Raw genomic sequence first — 21,039 nt, 5'->3', positions numbered from 1 at the left:
CTCCGCGGAGGGGACCTCCCGTACGGCCGGCGCACCTCCGCCGCGCGCCGCGGATCCTCACGAATGTTCTTCCTGCGACCGGCTCCGTCAGGCCCATGGCGACCTCTCATGGAGATGACCGGCGGATCCAGGTCTCGAGAGGCCGGCAGTCCAGCCGAATCGGCCGTCCTGACGACACGCCACCGGCAGCCGCGAGGATCGTCGGGCTTCGCATCTCGCGGGAGATGCCGGCCGCGTGCTTCGTACCGGGCGCTGCCTCCGGCCACTGTGGCCGGTTGTGCCCCGGGCTCGGTCCTGTGTTCCGCGGGTGAGGTTCCTCACCCGCGGTCAGGGTGCGCGCCGTACCTTGATGACAATCTTGCCGTTACCTTGCAGTCCAGGTCAGGCGTGGAAAACGGCTTTCGGGCCTGCCGCCGGACCCGATGCGGGACGGCTTTCGGGTCATGGGAACGGGCGGTCCGGAATCGGTGCCGGGGAACTCCGCCGGGAGTTCTCCACCGCCGTCCGGATGAAATCGATATATGTTTCGAGCTCGGTCGGGGAAATCGAGCGGCTGTTGACAAAAAGGTCGGGAGCATCGGCCGCCGCCGGCCGGTGATGTCATACCGGAACGCCGGTCGGCCATGGCGACTTTCGGCGTGCGCCGTCATCGATCGTTCCGCGGCGGCGGCTGATCGCTCCTGCGTGATGGATCGCGTTCCGGGGCCGTGTGCGACGATCGCACGAGGCCACGCGTTCGTTCGCGGAGTCGCCCGGCTCACGCGTCGTACCCGGGCACCGCGTCGAGATCGGCGTTTTCGTGGCGGACGGCCACTCGGGCGCCGATGACCCGATCGATTCAGATGACGATGATGTAGATCATCTGGAATGGAGTGAACATCACTGCCTCCCCTCGGTTAACTGTTGTCACGTTGGTCACATGTTAACCATGCCGGGAAGCATCGTGCGGCATATCCAGAAAAATCCAATTATGTAAATTAGGTATGGATGACCCGGGCGAAGCGGGCCATTCCCGAGCGCGCATGCCTGAGCCCGGCGGGTCTGAGAACACACCGGTCAGGAAGCGGTCACATCGAGCCCGTGCAGCCGCGCCCGCAGGGCCGTCTGCTCGGGCACGTTCAGCCGTTCGAAGATCGCCAGGGCCTCGTTCCACAGCGGTTCGGCCGAATCATGGCCCTGGACGTGGAGTGTCGCGTCGCCGAGCCCTTCGAGGCAGCAGGCCCGCTCGTAGGGGTCGTCGAGGTCGCCGGCGAGCCGCAACGCCGTACGGAGGGCTTCGAGCGCCGCGCCGTAGTGGCCGGTGCCCCGATGGGCCGCGCCGACGCCTCGCAGGGCGCGCGACTCCTCGAAGGGATCGGTGATCGCCTGCGCGATGCCGAGAGCCTTCTGGTGGTGGATGAGCCCCTCGGCGTACCGCTGGTCGCGTACGTAGGTGTAGCCGATGTTGTTCAGCACGTTGGCCGTGTTCCGGCGGTCCCCGGTGGCCTGGTAGATCTTCAGCGCCTCCCGGTAGAAGCGGAGCGCCTCACCGTGCTCGCCGACGTGCTCGTAGGCGTTCCCGATGTTGTTGAGGACGACGCCCTCGCTCTGCGCCCATCCGATGTCCCGGATCGTGGTCAGGACGTCGTGGAACATCCGCAGGGCCCGCCGGCCGTCCCCGAGGCGCAGCGCGATCTCGCCGATGTTGTTCTCCACCTGCGCCTGGAGGCGCCGGTCCCCGAGGTCGCGGTTGAGGTCCATGACCTCTTCGAAGTCGGTGACGGCCTCCCGGTACCTGCCCGCCTGCCACAGCAGGATCCCCTTGTGCACGAGCGCCTGGCACTCGCCGCGCAGGTCGCCGACGCTCCTGAATATGGTCAGGGCCTCCGTCGTGTGGGTGAGCGCCGCCTTGAAGCGTCCCGAGTACCAGCACACGCGCCCCTGCTGGTCGAGCGTCTCCGCCTCGCCGAGGCGGTCGCCGATGGAGCGGTGGATCGCCAGGGCCTCCTGGCAGTAGCCGAGGGCGAGCTCGAAGTGGCCGGTGTGACCGCGCAGCAGGCTGAGCTCCAGCAGCGCTTCGGCCTCGCCCGCCCGATCGCCCATGTCGCGGCAGGCGGCCAGGGCCTTCTCGTGGGTCGCCACGGCGTCGTCCCAGTGCCCGAAACGTTCGAGGAAGGCCGCGAGCGCCTGCGGGAGCCGCCGGGCATGGGGGCGCCATCGGTGGTCGGCCGCGTACTGCGCGCTCGCGACGAGGTTGACGCGTTCGGCCTTCAGCCACTCCTGCGCCTCGGCGGCGGTCCGCAGCGGCGGCGGGCTCTCGGGTACGTGGACGATCTCGATCCGGCCCCGGCGGCGGTGCGGGTTCAGGGCGCGGTCCGCCCTGTCCGCGAGGTGGAGGTAGTGGTCGAGGAGCCGGTGTACGGCCCGGCGGGCCTCGTCCTCGGACTCCTCGGAGAGGGCCCGTTCGGCGGCGAACTTCCACAGCAGGCCGTGCAGCCGGACCCTGCCGGCCACCGCCTCCTCGACCAGGTGGTGGTCGAGGAGGTCTTCGAGCAGGCGCTCGCCCACGGACAGGTCACAGCCGATGAGGGCGGAGGCCGAGTGCACGGTGAGATCGATCCCGGGGTGCAGGCCGAGCCGGCGGAACGCCCGGCGCATCTCGTCGGTCAGCCCGCGGTAGGACAGCTCGAAGGCCGCGGCGATGTCCCGGTCTCCCGCCCTGATGTCGGAAAGCCGGAGCCTGGCTCCCGAGAGCCGGGTGACGAGGTCGGCGACGCCGCGGGCCGGCCGGTGGCGGAGCTGGCTCGCCACCAGCTGGATGGCCAGGGGCAGGTGACCGCAGAGCCGTACGACCGTTTCGACGTCATCCGGCGCCATGGGCCGGTCGTCTCCGACGACCCTGCGGAACAGGGCCATGGCGTCCGGCGTCGGAAGGACGTCCAGGGACAGCGAGTCGACCCCTTCGAGCCCGGTCAGCCTGCGGCGGCTGCTGACCAGCACCAGGCAGCCCGGCGCGCCCGGCAGAAAGGGGCGGATCTGGTCCTGGTCCGCCGCGTCGTCCAGCACGATGATCGCTCTGCGGTCGGCCAGCTCGCTCCGCCACAGCGCCGCTCTGTCGTCGAGGGAGGCCGGTATCCGGTTGCGTGACACGCCCAGGCGCCGGAGGAGGACCGCGAGGCCCTCCCGGGGGTCGAGCGGGTCCTGGCTCGGGTCGTGAGCGCGCAGCCGCAGGAAGAGCTGCCCGTCCGGATAGCGTGGCGCCAGCCGGTGCGCGAGGCGAACGGTCAGGACGGTCTTTCCCACCCCGGGCATGCCGTCGATCACCTCGACCGGGGCCGCGTCGCCGAGCGACTCCTCGTCGAGGGCGCCGAGCAACCGCTCCATCTCCGCGGTCCGCCCGGTGAAGTTCGAGATCCCCCGGGGCAGGTCGTTCGGGGCCGCCTGATCGACGATCCTCTGACGGCCCGGTGGCCCCGCGATCTCCGGATCACCGCGCAGGACGCGCTGGTGCGTGTCCCGCAGGGCCGGTCCGGGCTCCATCGCCAGTTCGGTGTTCAGGCGGCGGCGAGCCTGGTGGTACGTCTCCAGGGCGTCCGCCTGGCGGCCGCAACGATAGAGAGCCACCATCAGGTACCTGATGAACTCCTCGTCGAGGGGGTGCTGCGCGACGAGCCCGTACAGTTCCGCGACGAGGTCCGCGTGCTGTCCCAGATCGAGTTGTACGGCGACGCGTCTCTGCGTCGCCGTCCGGCGCTCGCTCTCCAGGGCGGTGCGGATCTCCCTCGCCCAGTCGCCGTCCATTCCGGCCAGTGCCTCGCCACGCCAGAGCGCGTCGGCTTCGCGGAGCAGCCGCAGGGCGTGCTCCGGGTCGCCGCTCTCGGCGATGGCCTGTGCCTGGTCGCACAGCCGCCGGAACCGGTGCAGGTCGACGCGGTCGGGATCGACCTCCAGGGTGTAGGCTCCCGAGCCCGAGAACAGCCGGGCCGTCCCGTCCCTGAGCGCGGCCAGACGGCCGCGGAGCCGCGCGATGTAGGCGTAGAGGCTGTCGCGGGGTTTGGGCGGCGGGTTCGCACCCCAGAGCCGGTCGATCAGGGATTCGGCCGGCAGCGGGCGTCCCGCTGTCAGCAGCAGCATCGCCAGCACCTGGCGTTCCTTGGCCGAGCCAAGCCCGAGGTGCAGGCCGTCGGCCGACAGCTCCACAGGACCGAGAATACGGAACTCCACCCCGAGCCCTTCCGGGTTGGGTTTTTTCTTCAAAATCGAATTATTTCACTAGGAGCTCCGGAAATCCAGGAGGAAGAAAAGTGGTCCTGTGGCCATCGGGACCGGAAGAGACGAAAACAGGCGGCCGTATGGTCAGGAAACGGGCTCGCCGAAAACCGCCGGCACCGGAAAGGGTCTGTCGAAATCCCGCCGGCGCCGGAGCGAGCCCGCCGGAACCCGCCGGTCTCGCGGTGATCAGGTCGCCGGAGCCTCCGGGGCCGCCTGGGTGCCGGGCATGCACGGGCCGTAGTGCCCTCTGCCGCACATCGAGCAAATGATCTTAAGCATTGGCATCTCCTCGGGGCGTGTCGAATCAGCCGCGGCGCTCCTGGGGACCCGTCCTCGTCCCGGGAGTCCGCCGCGTCAGCCTTGCCGGACGGCCGTCGGAATCTCGTGCTCGACGGCTTCTCCCGCTCTCTCCGCGCCCTGTGTGCCGCCGGTCGCGATCCCGGATGCCGGCGGCGCTCCACGTGGAGCGGGACCGCACCGCCGGGAGCGGCCGGTGTCGTGGGTCCGCCGTACGGCTTCGGTGGCGAGCTTGAGACCTCGGAGAGACGTTCTCTCTAGTACCTCAGGCCCCAGTACACCAGAACGGCATCACCCGTGACTCGCGTTTTCCTAACCTTTGCGGATATGCCAGTAAATATCTTGTATGTTCTATATTTGATAAAATATGGATGATTGTCGGGATTGGTGATACATGAAGATCACAAAAGTGAGGAGAAGCGCGGCGGGGCCGTGATTTCGGTCCGAGGATATGTCCGAGGCCGCACCAGGTCAGACGGTGGATCGCCATTTCGGTCCCGAGAATATACACGGGTTCGCGCCGGCCCGGGCGGCGGATCGCCACCAGCCGTCACCACCGCCAGCCGTCACCACCGGCAGTCATCGCCATCGGCCGCCATGGCCGCCGGCGGTAGCCTGGCTCCGGGGCGTACGTCGCGTCGGTCTCGCCGTCGCCCCTACCGGCTCGGCCGTCCCCGCGCTCGGCGCGTCGCGGGGAAGCACGCGGTTCCGGCGCGTCACGCGCGACATCGGAGGTGATCACGGTGCATCCGGTCTTGTGACGGCCCCACCCCGGGGTGTCACGGAGCCGAAAGGTGACCGTATGAGCAAGACCGACAAGACCCGGCCCTGGTGGGTGCGGATGGCCGACGCACCGATGGTGACCTGCCTCCCCGTACACGACCACCGGTTCGGGCACTGCACGCTGCCGGACGAGATCACGGCCGGCAGCGCGTCCCTGAGTCGCCGCGCGGCCGGTTGCCACTGGGGCGGCCCGGCCCACTACGTGTTCGGCAACCTCACCAGGGGCGGCAACCGGGAGTGGTACCACCTCCGGCGCGAGGAGCGCCGCCGGAGCCGTCACCGGGCCCGCCGCGAGCTGCGCGGCTACCGCGGCGAGGACTGAGAGAAGGCCGGGTCTCCGCTCCGGTGCCGCCACGGGACACGGTGGGGGCCGGATGACCACCGGACCGGCGTCGCGGGGTGAGCCTCCGGGGCGGCGACAGGGCATGGAGCCGGGGCCCGGGCCCATGCGGCCGGGGCCCTGAGCCCACGCGGCCGGGGCTCCGAGCCCACGTGGCCGCGGGCCGGGCCGGGTGCGGTCGTCCCCCGGCCCGGACCTCCCGCGGGCGGCACCGCGAGCGCGGCAGGCGCCGCCCGGTGCGGTCTACTTCCCGGTGGCCGCCCGGTAGACGCACACGTTCGCGCCGGCGCCGCCGGTGGTCGTGGAGACCAGCTCGAACGCGCGCAGCGCGCCGTCGTCCGGGAAGATCTTCTTGCCGCCGCCGAGAAGAACCGGCATGACCACGAGCCGGAGCTCGTCGACCAGACCCTCGCGCAGGAGGGCGCGCACGAGCGTGGGGCTGCCCATGACGACCACGTCGCCGCCCTCGGTCTCGCGCAGCTTCCGGATGTGGGCGACCGCCTCGCCGCCGGGGATGAGCGCGGTGTTGTTCCACGTCAGGTCGTTCTCGCCCAGCGTGTCGGAGACGACGTACTTCCGGATGGAGTTCATCCGGTCGGCGAACGGGTCGCCGGCCTGTCCGGGCCACGCCGCGGCCATCGTCTGCCAGGTGCGGCGTCCGAACAGCAGCGCCTCGGCGTTGCTCAGCGCGTCGTCGAAGGAGCCGCCCACGACCTCCGGGTCGAAGAACTGGTGCGACCAGCCGCCGTGGGCGAAGCCGCCGTCGGTGTCCTCGTCGACCCCGCCCGGTGCCTGCACGACGCCGTCGAGGCTGATGAACTCGCTGACCAGGATGCGCATGGGAGGTGCTCCTTCGGGTTGTGTCGTCGAGGTGGCCGGCTCGTCCGCCGGGCGGGCGGCTCCGCGGTCGTTCCGGTCGCGAGGCCGCCCGCCCGGCGGGTCCGGCGGAACCCCGCCGACCGGTCTCCCCGGCCGCGGCGTTCCGTGTGATCAAAGACTATGCTCCGAAAACTTTTTTTGTCAAGGACGAAATGCTTGTCGGTGGTTTCGGGTGCGGGAGACGGGTTCGGATAGCGTCGGGGCATGCGGCTTCATGTGGGATGCGCGATGTGGACCCATACGCCATGGCAGGGGCGCTTCCTGCCCCACCCGCTCCCGCCCGGCGAGCGCCTGCGGGCATACGCGACCTGGTGCGACGCGGTGGAGGGCAACACGACGTTCTACGCGACCCCGGCGCGGAGCACGGTGGAGTCGTGGGCGCGGCAGACCTCCCCGGACTTCCGCTTCGTGGCCAAGCTGCCCAAGTCGATCACGCATGAGCGCCGCCTCACCGGTCCCGGCGCCGACGAGGAGCTGGCGGCGTTCCTGGAGGCGATCGAGCCGCTCGGGCCGCGGGCCGAGACCCTCTGGGTCCAGCTTCCCGGGTCGTTCGCCCCGGCCGACCTCGGCGTCCTGGCGGGTTTCCTCCGCGGGCTTCCCCGCTCGCACAGGTACGCCGTCGAGGTCCGGCACCGCGCGTTCTTCGAGGACGAGCGCGCCGGGCGGCTGCTCGAAGGGGTCCTCGGCGGCGTGGGCGCCGAGTGGGTCCCGTTCGACACGACCGCCCTCTTCCGGAGCCCTCCGACCAGCGACGCCGAGCGGGAGGCGTGGACGAGGAAGCCGCGCCTGCCGCGCCGGTCGGCCGCCCTCACCGACCGCCCGATCATTCGTTACCTCGGCCGGGACTCGGCCGAGCGCACGGCCGAGGGCTGGCGGCCATGGGTCGGCACGGTCGTCGAATGGCTGCGCGAAGGCCGCTCGCCGACCGTGTTCATCCACACGCCCGACAACGCCGACGCGCTGATGCTCGCCCGCCGTTTCCACGACGAGGTACGGGCCCACCTGCCCGAGGTCGAACCGCTCCCCGAACCCATGCCGGCGGAACCGCTGACCCTCTTCTGACCGCCGCGCCTCCCGCGCCGCCCGTGTCCGTCCCGTTCGGCGGCTTCGGCGCGGCGACAGTGGTCATTTGCCCCTTCCGCCCGCTTGTGCGGGCTCTAGGCTGTCTGCCGTGACGTCCGGGCGGGTTTTGATCGACAACCGTTTCGAGCTGCTGGAGCGGCTGGGAAGCGGTGGCATGGGCACGGTGTGGCGCGCCCACGACCTCGCCCTCCACCGGGAGGTCGCCCTGAAGGAGGTCCGTCCGTCGGGCGCGACGGAGGACGATCCGGACAGGGCGCGGATGCTGCGCGAGCGGGTGCTGCGCGAGGCGCGGGCGCTGGCCCGGCTCAACCACCCCAACGTGGTGACCATCCACCACATCGTGGACGCGGGCGAGACGGCGCACCCGTGGATCGTCATGGAGCTGGTGCGCGGCCGTTCGCTGCAGGACCGTCTGGCGGAGGGGCCGCTGACGCCGGCGGAGGCGGCGCGCCTGGGGAGAGGCGTCCTGGCCGCTCTGTGGACCGCTCACGCGGCGGGAATCTGCCACCGCGACGTGAAACCGGCGAACGTCCTGCTGCGCGACGACGGCAGCCCGGTGCTCACCGACTTCGGCATCGCGGCGCTGCACGACGCGCCCAGCCTCACGGCCAGCGGTCAGCTGGTCGGCTCACCCGAGTACATCGCGCCGGAACGGCTGCGCGGCCGGGAAGGCGACCCCGCCTCGGACCTGTGGTCGCTGGGCATGCTGCTGTACGTGGCGGTGGAGGGGTACCACCCCATGCGCCGCGAGACCACCATGGCCACGCTCGCGGCCGTGCTGAACGGCCACGTCCCGCCTCCGCGCCGGGCCGGCCCGCTGGCGCCCGTGCTGGCGGCCCTGCTGGCGCAGGACCCCGCCGCCCGCCCGCCCGCCGCGGAGCTCGACCGGATGCTGGGCTGGGCGGCCGACCCGGCCTCGAACACGCACCCCGGGCTTCCGGTGTCGCGCGGCGGCCCACGCCGGTTCCGTGCCGTGACGGTCACCGGGGCCGTCACGCTCAGCGTGGTCCTCACCGCCGTGGTCCTCCTCAACGTTCCGGGCGGGTTCGGAGGCGGGGCGGACCCGGGGGCGTCACAGCCCACCGGCGGCTCCGCGCGCACCCCGGTCATCGCCGGCACGAAGCGGGCCGGAAGGAGCGCGGCCCCCGAGCCGGAGGAGAGCACCGGTTCCGAGCCGGAGGAGAACACCGGCTCCGGAACGCTGCTGGACCCGCGCCGGGTCAGGGAGGTGATCAAGGTGCTGAGGAAGGCGACGGGCGGCACCGACTTCGTGGGATTCGTCGTGTACGACGAGTACGTGGTGGCCCAGGCCCTCGTCCCCGGCGATAAGAAGCTCTACGACATCTACACCTACCGGGACGGCCAGGTGAACCGGACCAAGGGAAGCACCGTGACGCCGCTCCAGAAGCGGGTGAAGCCGGAGTCGTTCAACTGGGACGCGCTTCCGGCGCTGCTGCGCACGGCGGACCGGAAGCTCGGCATCACCCGTCCGACCGGCCACTACGTGATAGCGGAGGGCGGCTGGGTCTTCGCGGGGGGCCAACCGGTCCTCCTCGTCTACGTATCCGACGGCTACGGCGCCGCCTACCTGACGGCGAGCGTGAAGGGCAGGGTGCTGCGGATGATGCCGCGGGACTGACCGGGGGCATCGACCGGGGAGCACGGCACGGGCCGGGCCCCACCGCGTGGGGCCCGGCCCGTGGAGACGTCGTCCCCGGGTTCCGTTCCGTGGACGACCGCGGCAGGCGAGATCGTCCACGAGGCAGCACCTAGCCGAGCGCGGCCGGTTTGCGGGCCAGCACGAACGCCTGCGGGAACCCCCGCTTCTCGTCCTCGTCCGGCGAGATCACCATGCGGGCCACCTCGGCGACCCCGGCCTCGCGGAGCAGACGGGAGACGTGGTCGGGCGACCAGCGGTAGGCGAGCGCCACGGCGTGGTCGAACGCCTCCGGTGCCGCCGAGGGGTCCTCGTGGGCCTGGAAGGCGACCAGCAGGTGGCCGCCCGGGGCCAGCACCCGGGAGAACTCGGCGAGCATTTCGGGAACCCGCTCCGGCGGGGTGTGGATGATCGAGTAGTTGGCGAGGACACCGCCGAGCGCTTCGTCCGGTAGGTCGAGGGCGAACATCGAGCCCTCCTCGAACCGCAACTCCGGATGGGTACGGCGGGCCAGGGCGACCATCTCCGCGGACAGGTCGACGCCGAAGACGTCCAGCCCGAGGGCGCTCAGGTGGGCCGTCACGTGGCCCGGGCCGCAGCCGAGGTCGGCGACCCGCCCACCGGTGGCCCGGACCAGCTCGGCGAACGGGGTGATCATCGCGCGGACCAGCGGTGTGCTCGCGAACTTCGGGCTGATGAGCTCGGCGTAGGTGTCGGCGACCGCGTCGTAGGCGGTGCGGGTGGTGCTCAGGAAGTCCGGTTCGATCATGGCCGGCCATCGTAGCCCGCCCCGTCCGCGCGGGCCGGTCGTACTCGGGCCGGATACGGGCCGGCCGTACCGGGGCCGGGATCCGGGACGTCCCGGATCCCGGCCCCGGTACGGCCGGCGGTCCCGCGGTTCCGCGTCAGGCGGCCCGCCGGAGCGCGGCCAGCCGGTCCGCCGCGGCCACGCCGGCCCACGCCATCGCGACCAGCACGCCGACGCACAGGGTGAGGGAACCGGCGCGCCCGCCCGACATCGCCCAGCCGTTGCCGAGGAGGAGGGCGGCGCCGCTGACCCGCGAGGCCACGGCGAAACCGGTACGGCCGGCGCGGGAGAAGTGGCGGCCCAGCACGAAGCAGGCGGCGATGAGCGCGGTGAACGCGACGGACCCGGCGGCCATGTGCGCCATGGCGTGCCAGCTCATGGCCGTCGGCTGGCCCAGCGGGGTGCCGGCCGGGAAGCCGTCGCCCGGATCCATGACGAACACCCCGGCGACGGCCAGCATGACGCCGTTGACCAGGAGCAGCCGGGGCGCCCAGGTCCCGCCGGGCGTGCCGCGCATGACGCGGCGGAGCCCGGTCGCCCCGGCGATCGTCAGCGCGCCGGAGACCAGGAAGTTCGTGATCTGGATCCAGCCGAGCTCGCCGGTGCTGAGCATGCTCAGCGGGTGGCGGAGCAGGTCGAAGCCCTGACGGGTGAAGACCTGGGCCAGTGACACGAACCCGAAGACGGGCGTGGCCGCCACCAGGCAGGTGAGCAGGAGACGCGTGGCCGGGGCGGCGGCACCGGGCCGGGCGGCGGCCTCGGACCGTTCGGCGGTGCCGGCGTGGGTGGTACGGCGGGCGGGGATGGCGGGGGCGGGCCGGACGGCGGTCATGGTTGCTTGTCCTCTCCTGCGGCGGGTTCTCCACCGGGGTGTTCGAGCGGCCGGCTTCCGTCCGGCCTCGCTGACACGTCGAACGGGGCGGGGCGGATTCGACACCGCCGCGCCGCCACGCGTCCGGCCCGTACTGACCTGCGACGTCATGCGTTCCCTGTCACATGGCGTTCCCTGTCACATCGCGCGGTCTCCCAGGTCGGGCACCGGATGTCGATATCCGCCCACCTCGTTCGACGCGTAGCCGGAGACCGGAGAGAATCGGTCACCCCGGCGGAGTCCGGTACAAAAGCCGGGAATGACAGCCCGGCGAACGAGGGAGATATGACGATGCGGTTCCTGATGACCACCAAGGGCATCGACGCGGCTCCTCCGACCCCGGAGGTCATGGCCGAGATGGCGGCGTTCGTCGAGGAGATGACCCGCGCGGGAGTGCTGCTCGCCACCGGGGGCCTGGACCCGGCCGGCATCCACGTCTCGGCGTCCGGCGGGAAGATCACCGTCACCGACGGGCCGTTCACCGAGGCCAAGGAGGCGATCGTGAGCTTCGCGCTCATCGAGACGCGCTCCAAGGAGGAGGCCGTCGAGATGTCCCGTCGCTTCTGGAAGATCATCGGTGACGGTGAGGGCCACATCCAGCAGGTCTTCGGCCCGCAGGGCTGAGCCCGCGCTTGCGCGCCGGGCCGGGCGCCGCCGATGATCGGGCACCTGGCGTCCGGAACGGGAACGGGGACGGACGCGTGACGTCCGGGAGCGGAGACGGGAGCGGAGACGGGCCGGTGACGTCCGGAAACGGGAGTGAGAACGGGGCCGAAGGCGAGACCTGGAGCGGAGGCGGGACCGGGGACGGAAGCCGGGCCGGGGACGCCCGCGGCGTGGTCGGCGCGGTCTGGAGGATGGAGTCGGCGAGGATCATCGCCGGGCTCGTCCGGATGGTGGGCGACGTGGGGCTGGCCGAGGAGCTCGCCCAGGACGCGCTCCTCGCCGCCCTCGAACAGTGGCCCCAGGCGGGAGTGCCGGACAACCCGGGCGCCTGGCTCATGGCCGTCTCCAAGCGCCGCGCCGTCGACCACCTGCGGCGCGGTGAGCGGCACGAACGCGGGAACGAACTGCTCGCCCACGACCTCGCCACCCGGCCGGACACCGGCGAGGCCGGCGTCGACGAGGCCCTCGGCGTCCTCGACGGCGAGGTGGGCGACGACGTCCTGCGCCTGATGTTCGTCTCCTGCCACCCGGCGCTGTCCACCGAGTCCCGGGTGGCCCTGACGCTGAAGCTGATCGGCGGCCTGCGCACCGAGGAGATCGCCCGCGCGTTCCTCGTCTCCGAGGCGACCGTCGCGCAGCGCGTCGTCCGCGCCAAGCGCACCCTCGCCGACCTCCGGGTCCCCTTCGAGGTCCCGGAGGGCCCGGACCGGGCGGCGCGCCTGTCGTCCGTACTGGAGGTCGTCTACCTCGTCTTCAACGAGGGGTACGCGGCGACCGCGGGCGAGGACTGGACGCGCCGGGACCTCTGCCACGAGGCGCTGCGCCTGGGCCGCCTGCTGGCCGGGCTCGCTCCGGGCGAGGCCGAGGTGCACGGCCTGGTCGCGTTGACGGAGCTCCAGGCGTCCCGGCTGGCCGCCCGGAACGACCCGTCGGGCCGGCCCCTCGCGCTGCACGAGCAGAACCGCGGGCGCTGGGACCGGCTCCTCATCCACCGCGGCTTCGAGGCCCTGCTGCGCGCCAGGAAGTGCGGCGGCCCCCTGGGACCGTACGTGCTCCAGGCCGCCATCGCCGCCTGCCACGCGCAGGCGGCCACGGCGGAGGAGACCGACTGGAAGCGGATCGCCGAACTGTACGAGGTGCTGATCCGGGTGCTGCCCACACCCGTCGTACGGCTCAACCGCGCGGTCGCGCTGGCCATGGCGTACGACCCCGAGGTGGGCCTGGCCGCCGTCGACGCGCTGGCCGGCGAGCCGGCGCTCGGCGGCTACCACCGCCTGCCCAGCGTGCGCGGCGACCTGCTGGCCAGGCTCGGCCGCCACGAGGAGGCCCGGCGCGAGTTCGAACGCGCCGCCGCGCTCACCCGCAACGTGCCCGAACGCACGGTCCTCCTGGAACGCGCCGCGGCCTGCGCCGACGCGGCGGCGGCCGTGCGGGCGGCCCCGGGCGGGACCGTCACCCTGGGCGAGGCGGCGGACGACTTCCTCGCCCGCGAGGACCTGGACGCCGCGACCGTCCGCTCCTACGGCCAGACCATGGGCCGCCTGCGCCGCGAGATCGGCGACGACGTCCCGCTGGCGGACGTCGGCGCCGGGCGGGTGGCCCGGGTCTTCGCCGCGGCCTGGGGGAGCGCCGCGCCGGCGACGTGGAACCGGCACCGCGGCGCGGTCCGCTCCTTCTCCGCCTGGGCGGCGGCACAGGGCCGGCCGACCGGCGGGCCGGACGGTGACCTGGCCGCCGGGCTCGGCCGCCGGTACGAGCCCCGGGGGCGGACCCGCCCGATCGACCGGTCGCGCGTCGAGGCGCTGGGGGAGCGACCGGACATCGCGCTGCGCGAGCGCGTCCTGTGGCTGTTGCTGCACGAGAGCGCGGCGGGCGTCGGCCCGGTGCTCGCGCTCAACGTCGAGAACCTCGACCTGGCCGGAAGGCGTGCCCGGACGGCCGGCGGGTCCGGCTGGATCCGCTGGGGGGACGGCGTCGCCGAACTGCTCCCCGGGCTCGTCGCGGGCCGTCGCCGCGGCCCGCTGTTCCTGTCCGAGCGCAGACCGGGGCCGGGCCGCCCCCCGGCGCCCGGTGACCTGTGCCCCGAGACCGGCCGCCGCAGACTCTCCTACGAGCGCGCCGAGTACCTGTTCAAGCAGGCCACCGGCCACACCCTCGGCCGGCTCCGCGCCAGGTAGCGGCGACGCCGTACCGTCTCGGGCGCCGCCCGTCCGAACAGCTCGCCGCCCGTGCTCCCGGCGGGCTCCGCCACGCCGTATCGGCCGCTCATTCCCCGCGGGGAATTGCCGGTCGGCGGCCCCGGCCGCAGGGTGGGACCGGAACACGGGAACACCGACACACCAGCCGAGGAGGAACGGTGACCGACATCCGCGTCCGGGAACTGACCGAACGCTACGTCGCCCTCTGGAACGAGCCGGACGGAGGGCTGCGCCGCAAGACGATCGAGGAGCTGTGGGCCGAGGACGGCGTCCACGTCCTGCACCCGTCCGAGGAGATCCGGGAGGCCGCCGCGAAGCTGGGCTTCGACCATTCGACGCTCCGGGCCCGCGGGTACGACGAGATCGACGTCCGGGTGAGCCGCGCCCACGAGGAGTTCGTCGCCCCGGGCGAGTTCGTCTTCCGGCAGGGAGGTGAGCCCGTCCGCCTGGACGACGTCGTCAAGCTGACCTGGGAGATGGTGCCCGCGGGTGGCGGCGAGGCGCTGGGCGGCGGTCTGGAGATCCTCGTCCTCGACGGTGAGGGCCGCATCACCGCCGACTACCAGTTCCCCGGGTGACGGCCGGCCGGCGCGCCGTCCCGGGGCCGTCCCCATGGTCCGCCGCCCGGGAGCCGCCGGCCAGCACCGCCGCGGTGGCCGCGTCGGCGGGCAGGAACGCCTCCAGCTTCAGCTCCGCCACGGTCACGTCGAGCGCGGTCGCGAACGTCGTGATCGTGGTCGTCAGCCGCAGCTCACCGTGCGCCGAGCGCAGCCGCACCGGTACGGCGAAGCCCACGTGGTCGTGCCCCGGCTCGGCGTGCGGCACGTAGCCGGACAGTTCCTCGCGCAGGTCACCCGGGGGAACGCGGTCGAGGATGTGCCGCGCCCACTGCGCCAGGTTCACGATGCGCGGCGCCAGCCCCTGCGGATGCAGGGAGAGGCGCAGCACGTTGACCGGCGGGCGCAGCAGGTGCTCGGCGACGCCCTCGGTGAGCAGGCCGAACGCGTCGTTGGCCAGCACCAGCTCGTGATCGGCGTCCACCACGACCGCGGGATAGGGGAGGTGGCCGGTCAGGATGTGCCCCAGCGCGGCGCGCACGTGCGTGAGGGCGGGGTCGTCGAGCGGGGTCCGCGGGTAGACGGGGGCGTATCCGGCCGCGGTCAGGAGCTCGTTGCGCTCCCTGAGCGGCAGCTCCATCGACTCGCCGAGCCGTACCACCATGGTCCGGCCCGGCCGGGAACGGCCGCTCTCCATGAAGCTGAGGTGGCGCTGTGTCGTGCCGGCGCGCAGGGCGAGGTCGAGCTGGCTGAGGTGCCGGCCCCGCCGGGCCGCGCGCAGCGTCTGAGGGAAGTCCACGCATCCAGTGTGCCGAGGCCGTCCATTCCCTCCGGGGAATTGCCGGCATTCCCCTCGGGGAGCACGATCCCCGCTGTGAACACGCGACTCGGGGTCCTGCTCCCCACCCAGCACAGTCAGTGGAAAGACGCCCGGCGGCTCCTCGACTTCGGACTCCGCGCCGAGCGGCTCGGATACGACTCGGTCTGGGCCAACGACACCCTGATCGGCGCCCGTGCCGAACCGCTGACCACGCTCGCCGCGCTCGCAGCGGCGACCGAGCGCGTCACGCTCGGCACCGCGGCGCTGCTGCCCGCCTTCCGCAGGCCGGTCCTGGCCGCGCAGGAGCTCGCCACCGTCGACCATCTTTCGGCGGGCCGGCTGGTCGTCACCGTGGGCGCGGGCTTCCCCGGCCGGTCGGAGATCGAGTACGCCGCGTCGGAGGTGCCCTGGGAACGCCGCTTCGGTCGGCTGCACGACACGGTCGCCCTGTGGCGGGCGCTGTGGTCGGGCGAGCGGGCGTTCCACGGCGCGGTACTGCGCTTCGACGACCTGCCCGAATCCACCCCGTCCCACCGGCCCGGCGGCCCGCCGATCTGGCTGGGCGGGGCGAGCCCTTCGGCCCTGGTGCACGCCGGGCGGCGCTACGACGGCTGGCTGCCCTACCCGCCCGACCCCGACGGCTACCGCGCCGGCCTGGCCACGGTACGGCGCGCCGCCACGGAGGCGGGACGGCCCGCCGGCGCGGTCACCCCGGCGCTGTTCGTCACGGTCCTGGTCACCGGCGACGTGGCGCGGGGCGAACGGGAGCTCGACGCCTACTGCCGGTCCGTCTACGGCGTGCCGTACGAGGTGGCGCGGACGATCCAGGCGATGGTCGCGGGCCCGGCCGATCACGTGGCCGCCACGCTGGGCCGCTACCTGGAGGCGGGCGCGGAGCACCTGGTCTGCCGTCTCGCCGCGCCGGACATGGACGCGCAGCTCGAACAGCTGGAACGGGTCGCCGAGATCGTCCGCCCGGTCCCGGCGGGACGATGACCGGTCGCGCCGGCCCGGCCGGGGGCGGCCGGACGGGATGGAGCCGGGCCGGAACGGCCGGGCAGGACGCGGAGCCGTGTGACTCCAGGTGAGGAGGCGGCGGCCCCGGGTATGGCAACGGGGCACCGGATCGGCCGGGCGGCCCGCGCGGGCCGCCCGGCCGGGCCCCGCCACGGATGCCGCGGGAGCCGGGACACAGGGAGCGGGACACAGGGAGACCGGATGACGGAGACGCTGCGGATGACGCTGACGGCCACGGTGCTGGGCGCGCCCGACGCCCGGGAGCTGGCGTCCTTCTACCGGATGCTGCTCGGGTGGGAGGTCCGGCGGGACTCGCCCGACTGGGTCTCACTCGCCGCGCCCGGCGGCGGCGCCGGGCTGTCCTTCCAGACCGAGAAGGACCACGTCCGGCCGATATGGCCCGCGGGGCCCGATGACCAGCAGATGATGATGCATCTGGACATCGAGGTGGACGACCTGGACATCGCCGGGGTGCACGCGGTCGCCGCGGGGGCGACCCTCGCGACCTACCAGCCGCAGGACGACGTGCGGGTCTACCTCGACCCCGCCGGTCATCCGTTCTGCCTCTGGAAGCGGTAGCGGGGACCGGTCGCCACGGCCCCTCCTCACGCCGGGCCGCCGGGAACGGCGAGCCCGGTCTCGTAGGCGGCGATCACCGCCTGCACGCGGTCACGCAGGCCCAGCTTGGTCAGCACGTTGCTGACGTGCGTCTTGACCGTGTGCTCGCTGACCACCATGGTCTCGGCGATCTCGGCGTTGGACAGTCCGCGTGCGATCAGCCGGAGCGTCTCCCGCTCCCTGGCGGTCAGCACGGCGAGCCGCTCGGCGGACGGCGCGGCGGGACGCGGGGCCGTCCGGGAGACGAACTCGGTGATCAGCTTCCTGGTGACGGCCGGGGCGAGCAGCGAGTCCCCGGCCGCGACGACCCGGACCGCGTGCACGAGGTCGTCGCGGCGGACGTCCTTGAGCAGGAACCCGCTCGCACCCGCCCGCAGCGCGTCGTAGACGTAGTCGTCCAGGTCGAACGTGGTGAGCATCAGCACCTTGCAGTCGCTTTCCGCGCACACGATCCCGGCCGCCTCGATGCCGTCCATCACGGGCATCCGGATGTCGAGGAGGACCACGTCCGGCCGGTGCTCGCGGACGGCCGCGACGGCCGCGGCGCCGTCACCTACCTCGGCGACGACCTCGATGTCCGGCTGGGCGCCGAGGATCATCCCGAACCCCGCGCGCACCAGCTCCTGGTCGTCGGCGACCACGACCCTCACCGCCATGCCGTCACTCCGTTCTCCCCGTTCTTCTCCGTCACGCCGCCACCGGTCCGGTTCACGCCGGTCACGCCGCGGTCCGCCGGGTTCGCGCCGGCCATGTCATGGCCCGCCGGGTTCGCGCCGGCCATGTCATGGCCCGCCGGGTTCGCGCCGGCCATGTCATGGCCCGCCGGGTTCGCGCCGGTCATGCCGTCACCGGCCGGGCCGCCAGCGGCAGCCGCGCGGTCACCCGGAAGCCGGGGCCGTCCGTACGGGGGCCCGCGACGGCCGAACCGCCGCAGGACTCGGCGCGTTTGCGGACTCCGGCCAGGCCGTTCCCGCCGGAGGGGAGCGACGACGCCGAGCCTCGGCCGTCGTCGGTGACGTCGATCACGAGCACGTCGTCCTCCCAGCGGAGCCGGACGTCGGCGCGGGTGGCGCCCGCGTGCTTGACGACGTTGGTGAGGGCCTCCTGGGTGATCCGGTAGGCGGCGACCTCGACGTCGGGGAGCAGGGGACCCGGCTCCCCCGAGGCGGAGCAGACCACCTCGATCCCGGCGCCGGAGACCTGCTCGGCCAGCTCGGTCAGGGCGGCGACGGTCGGCTGCGGGGTGCGCGGCCCCGCCTCCTCCTTGAGCACGTTCAGCGTCCGGCGGAGCTGCACCATGGCGTCGCGTCCGGCGGCGGCGATCGCGTCGAAGGCCGCCTCGGCGCGGGCAGGGTCGCTTCTGACCACGACCGGGCCGGCCTCGGCCTGCACGACCATGAGGCTGACCGCGTGGGCGAGGATGTCGTGCATGTCACGGGCGATCCGGGCCCGTTCGCGTTCGGCGGCCCGTTCGGCCTCGACCGCGCGCTCGTGCTCCAGTCGTACGGCCCGCTCCTCCAGGACGGCGGCGTACGCGCGGGAGGCGGCGGAGGCGCGGCCGATCGCGTAGGCGGCGACGAACAGCACGACGCCGCGCAGCGCGGTCTCCGAGGAGCCGGCCAGCAGCAGGCCCCCGGCGATCGTGGCGATGAGTACGGCGACGCGCGGCCACCGGGGGGAGTGGACGGCGACCGTGTAGGTCGCGATGAGCCCGCCGTACCAGATGGGCTGGGCGGCCACGTCGTCCGAGAGGTCGTAGAGGGCGGTCGCCATGAGGCTGGCCAGCAGGGTGGCGATGGGCGCGCGGCGCCGCCACATCAGCGGCACGGTGGCGGCCACCACGACCGCGTACCCCCACCAGCTCCATGGCTCGTCCCGCGGTTCGTCCGGGGAGAGGAGCGGCCACAGCTGCACGACCAGCACCGCTACGGCGAGCGTCGCGTCCACCCACAGAGGCGGCAGCGACCTCAGGCGGTCACGGACAGGACCGAGGCGGGACAGAAACGGCACAGAACCCAATCCTGCCGTCTCCCACCGGATCTCGGGCACACCGGTCGGCCGGAGGCGTCGAGGGGACCCCTTCATGTGCTGGGACTCCTTCATGCGCGGGGCGTCGTCCGCGTGCGGGGCGTCCCTCACGGGAGGGCGTGGGTGGTGGGAACAGGGGTGCGGGATCTCATCGGGAAGGCTCCTCGGTGGTGTTCTCCTGCGTAGATCCTGGCCGCCCGCCGCTCGCGGGGGGATCGCCGAGGAGAGCGATTCCGGCGATCCCTCCCACGGGGGAGCGCCGGTCCCCGGAACGGTCCGGAGAAGGACCCGGGGCGGCCGGGACGTCCTCGGACCGGGCCGAGGTCAGGACCTCCCGGCCGCCTCGTGCCACTCGTCCCCGGTCAGTGCGTACTCCACCTCGCCGTGCTCGCTGCCCGGGATGGTCTCCGGCCAGTCGGCGAAGAAGGTGCGGACATGGCGCAGGCCCGCCTTCTCCATCACGTTCCGCGAGCCGGTGTTGACCGCCATCGTCCGCGCGACGACACGCTCGACCCCGAGACGGGTGAAGCCCTCGCGCACCAGCGCCCGCGCCCCCTCGGTGGCGTAGCCCTTCCCCCATGCCGTACGGCGCAGCCGGTAGCCGAGCTCGACCGTCTCCGGGGTGTCCTCCTCCACCAGGGGCCGGAACTCGAACCAGCCGATGAACTCCCCGGTGGACCGGATCTGGGCCGCCCAGTACCCGGGGTGCCCGAAGAGGTCGTGGCGGCGCAGCATCCGGGGGAGCACCCGGCCGAGGATCTCCTCGCGCGGGGTGGGCCTGCCCCCGTTGAGGAAGCGCATGACCTCCGGGTCGCCGTCAAGCTCGAACAGGTGGTCCGCGTCGGCGTCGGTCAGCTCACGGAGCGTCAGCCGCTCGGTCTCCAGAAAGATCTTCACGGTCCGATCATCGTCCGGAGGCAGGCGGGCCCGCCAACCGTTTTGCCCGCTCCGCGAGGGGAGGGCAGCCGTCTTGCCAGTTCCGTACGGGCCCGCCAACCGTTTTGCCCGCTCAGCGAGGAAGACCGGGCGGACCTACGTCCTCGACCCGCCTGGACGGTGTGAGCGGTCCCGGGAGTAGGTGACCGTACGCCCGGTGACCGTGAAACCCAGCGAGGCGTACAGCCGCGCCGGTCCGGGATGGGCCGCGTCGCCCCGGACGTGCGCGACCGCGGTCCGCGCCCCGGCCGTCCGCAGCCGGTGCATCGCCTCCAGGCAGACCGCGCGCGCCAGCCCCATCCGGCGGAAGTCCGGGTGCGTGCCGACGGGCTCGAACTCCCCGACGTGGTTTCCGGCGTCCAGCCAGGCCAGGCCGTACGCCGCCAGCCGGCCGTCCGGGGCCTCGGCCACGCAGTCCAGCTCACGCCGGTACGGCCAGGCGCCCATGACGCCGCGGTAGCTCTCCTCGGTGACCAGGGAGGAGCGGAACGCCGCCCGGTGCGCCGCGACCCGGGCGGGCACGTCGCCGTCGTCCCGCACGTGCCGGACGGCGAACCCGGCGGGCGGCTCCACCGGGGGAAGCTCCCGCAGGTCATGGGTCATGCGCAAGAAGAAGGGAAGGCCGTCGGCGGGCCGGTAGCCGCGCCGGGTCAGGGCCGTGGAGACCGGACCCTCACCGTCCATGATCTCCACACTCAGCGTGTCGCCGGTGGCGACCGTCTCGAACCAGCCGAGCACCTCATCCGCCAGCCCTGGGTGGCGGGGATGCACCAGCAGTCGCAGCTCGCCCGGCGGTTCGGCCCACCCCCAGGCCAGCGGGCGGCCGTCGCGCTCCCACAGCATGGTCGGCCACTCGCCGTCCCGCCCGACGTGCCGGCAGCGGCTCCAGGCGAGGCCGCCGACGTGCCAGCGGCTGCCGGACGTCCAGGTGGTCCACGCGAGCTCCTGCATCCTGCGCAGCGCGCCGGGACCGCGACAGGGCCGCATGACGATGTCGTTCACCTGTACGGCTCCCTCTCCTCGCACCTCCGCGACGGTCCCGGGCAGTTCGGGTCCGCACGCTTCCCCGACGGTCCCGGGTGGTTCGCGCGGCACGCCGGGTCGATCATCACATCCGGCATTCTCCGCCGTCGCGACGGGGTGCGACGGCGGTTCGGGCAACGCGGGTTTCACGGGCGGCCGGCGCGGAGCATAGCGGGGCGCCCCGGGCGCGTCTGTAGGACGTAACCA

Annotated in this window: 17 protein-coding genes and 1 pseudogene; 8 read left to right on the top strand and 10 right to left on the bottom strand. The window is 73.0% G+C overall.

Annotation, left to right across the window (positions count from 1 at the left end; translation table 11 throughout):
• Positions 1 to 1,056: 1,056 nt before the first annotated feature.
• Complete coding sequence (locus HDA43_RS15740) at positions 1,057 to 4,179, bottom strand: AfsR/SARP family transcriptional regulator (RefSeq protein ID WP_179821407.1); 3,123 nt, start codon at positions 4,177 to 4,179, stop codon at positions 1,057 to 1,059.
• A gap of 1,171 nt (positions 4,180 to 5,350) precedes the next feature.
• Between HDA43_RS15740 and HDA43_RS15735 the strand changes: the two genes are divergently transcribed.
• Positions 5,351 to 5,653, top strand: coding sequence for a hypothetical protein (locus HDA43_RS15735; RefSeq protein WP_179821405.1), 303 nt, complete (start codon positions 5,351 to 5,353; stop codon positions 5,651 to 5,653).
• A 261-nt stretch (positions 5,654 to 5,914) separates the two neighbouring features.
• Here HDA43_RS15735 and HDA43_RS15730 read toward each other — a convergent pair whose 3' ends face one another.
• Positions 5,915 to 6,511: a dihydrofolate reductase family protein gene (locus HDA43_RS15730; RefSeq protein ID WP_179821402.1), complete on the bottom strand. Its 597-nt coding sequence runs from the start codon at positions 6,509 to 6,511 to the stop codon at positions 5,915 to 5,917.
• A 243-nt stretch (positions 6,512 to 6,754) separates the two neighbouring features.
• On the opposite strand from HDA43_RS15730, the gene HDA43_RS15725 reads away from it, so the two are divergent.
• Entirely contained in the window at positions 6,755 to 7,612 is an 858-nt protein-coding gene (locus tag HDA43_RS15725) for a DUF72 domain-containing protein (protein ID WP_179821400.1), read from the top strand.
• A 109-nt stretch (positions 7,613 to 7,721) separates the two neighbouring features.
• A complete protein-coding gene (locus tag HDA43_RS15720; RefSeq protein ID WP_312873294.1) occupies positions 7,722 to 9,272 on the top strand; it encodes a serine/threonine-protein kinase in 1,551 nt (516 codons plus the stop codon).
• 130 nt (positions 9,273 to 9,402) lie between these two features.
• Here the strand turns inward: HDA43_RS15720 and HDA43_RS15715 are convergent, their stop codons facing one another.
• On the bottom strand, positions 9,403 to 10,059 hold the full coding sequence (locus HDA43_RS15715) for a class I SAM-dependent DNA methyltransferase (RefSeq protein ID WP_179821397.1): 657 nt from the start codon (positions 10,057 to 10,059) through the stop codon (positions 9,403 to 9,405).
• Between the two features lie 136 nt (positions 10,060 to 10,195).
• Positions 10,196 to 10,930 carry a DUF998 domain-containing protein gene (locus HDA43_RS15710; RefSeq protein ID WP_179821395.1) on the bottom strand — a complete coding sequence of 245 codons (735 nt, stop codon included), beginning with the start codon at positions 10,928 to 10,930 and terminating at the stop codon, positions 10,196 to 10,198.
• Positions 10,931 to 11,254: 324 nt separating this feature from the next.
• On the opposite strand from HDA43_RS15710, the gene HDA43_RS15705 reads away from it, so the two are divergent.
• The 3 genes and pseudogenes from HDA43_RS15705 to HDA43_RS15695 all read left to right on the top strand — a co-directional run bounded on the left by HDA43_RS15705 (position 11,255) and on the right by HDA43_RS15695 (position 14,411).
• The gene (locus tag HDA43_RS15705; protein ID WP_246423999.1) at positions 11,255 to 11,593 is read left to right on the top strand and encodes a YciI family protein; all 339 of its coding nucleotides are present in this window, start codon (positions 11,255 to 11,257) and stop codon (positions 11,591 to 11,593) included.
• Between the two features lie 233 nt (positions 11,594 to 11,826).
• A pseudogene (locus HDA43_RS36715) lies at positions 11,827 to 13,050 on the top strand (RNA polymerase sigma factor); the annotation flags it as partial.
• Positions 13,051 to 13,991: 941 nt separating this feature from the next.
• A complete protein-coding gene (locus HDA43_RS15695; protein ID WP_179821392.1) occupies positions 13,992 to 14,411 on the top strand; it encodes a hypothetical protein in 420 nt (139 codons plus the stop codon).
• Here HDA43_RS15695 and HDA43_RS15690 read toward each other — a convergent pair.
• Positions 14,383 to 15,189, bottom strand: coding sequence for a helix-turn-helix domain-containing protein (locus HDA43_RS15690; protein ID WP_179821390.1), 807 nt, complete (start codon positions 15,187 to 15,189; stop codon positions 14,383 to 14,385). The genes HDA43_RS15695 and HDA43_RS15690 overlap by 29 nt on opposite strands.
• Positions 15,190 to 15,264: 75 nt before the next feature.
• Between HDA43_RS15690 and HDA43_RS15685 the strand changes: the two genes are divergently transcribed.
• Together HDA43_RS15685 and HDA43_RS15680 are read left to right on the top strand one after the other, a co-directional pair.
• Positions 15,265 to 16,206 (top strand): LLM class flavin-dependent oxidoreductase, encoded by a 942-nt coding sequence (locus HDA43_RS15685; protein ID WP_179821388.1) that lies wholly within the window; start codon positions 15,265 to 15,267, stop codon positions 16,204 to 16,206.
• 222 nt (positions 16,207 to 16,428) lie between these two features.
• Positions 16,429 to 16,806 (top strand): VOC family protein, encoded by a 378-nt coding sequence (locus HDA43_RS15680; RefSeq protein ID WP_246423998.1) that lies wholly within the window; start codon positions 16,429 to 16,431, stop codon positions 16,804 to 16,806.
• Between the two features lie 26 nt (positions 16,807 to 16,832).
• Here the strand turns inward: HDA43_RS15680 and HDA43_RS15675 are convergent, their stop codons facing one another.
• From HDA43_RS15675 to HDA43_RS36410, 5 genes are all read right to left on the bottom strand, one after another.
• A complete protein-coding gene (locus tag HDA43_RS15675) occupies positions 16,833 to 17,501 on the bottom strand; it encodes a response regulator (RefSeq protein ID WP_179821385.1) in 669 nt (222 codons plus the stop codon).
• Positions 17,492 to 17,686, bottom strand: coding sequence for a hypothetical protein (locus HDA43_RS15670; RefSeq protein WP_179821382.1), 195 nt, complete (start codon positions 17,684 to 17,686; stop codon positions 17,492 to 17,494). Before HDA43_RS15670 ends, HDA43_RS15675 begins: the two co-directional genes overlap by 10 nt.
• Entirely contained in the window at positions 17,683 to 18,792 is a 1,110-nt protein-coding gene (locus tag HDA43_RS15665; RefSeq protein ID WP_312873290.1) for a sensor histidine kinase, read from the bottom strand. Before HDA43_RS15665 ends, HDA43_RS15670 begins: the two co-directional genes overlap by 4 nt.
• 405 nt (positions 18,793 to 19,197) lie before the next feature.
• Positions 19,198 to 19,770: a GNAT family N-acetyltransferase gene (locus tag HDA43_RS15660; protein ID WP_179821377.1), complete on the bottom strand. Its 573-nt coding sequence runs from the start codon at positions 19,768 to 19,770 to the stop codon at positions 19,198 to 19,200.
• A 135-nt stretch (positions 19,771 to 19,905) separates the two neighbouring features.
• Positions 19,906 to 20,811 (bottom strand): GNAT family N-acetyltransferase, encoded by a 906-nt coding sequence (locus HDA43_RS36410; RefSeq protein WP_179821374.1) that lies wholly within the window; start codon positions 20,809 to 20,811, stop codon positions 19,906 to 19,908.
• Positions 20,812 to 21,039 lie beyond the last annotated feature (228 nt).

Source organism: Streptosporangium sandarakinum, from assembly GCF_013409935.1.
GTDB lineage: Bacteria > Actinomycetota > Actinomycetes > Streptosporangiales > Streptosporangiaceae > Streptosporangium > Streptosporangium nondiastaticum.
The sequence above is the reverse complement of the archived record's forward strand: the minus strand, read 5'-3'. Positions and strand labels throughout refer to the sequence as shown.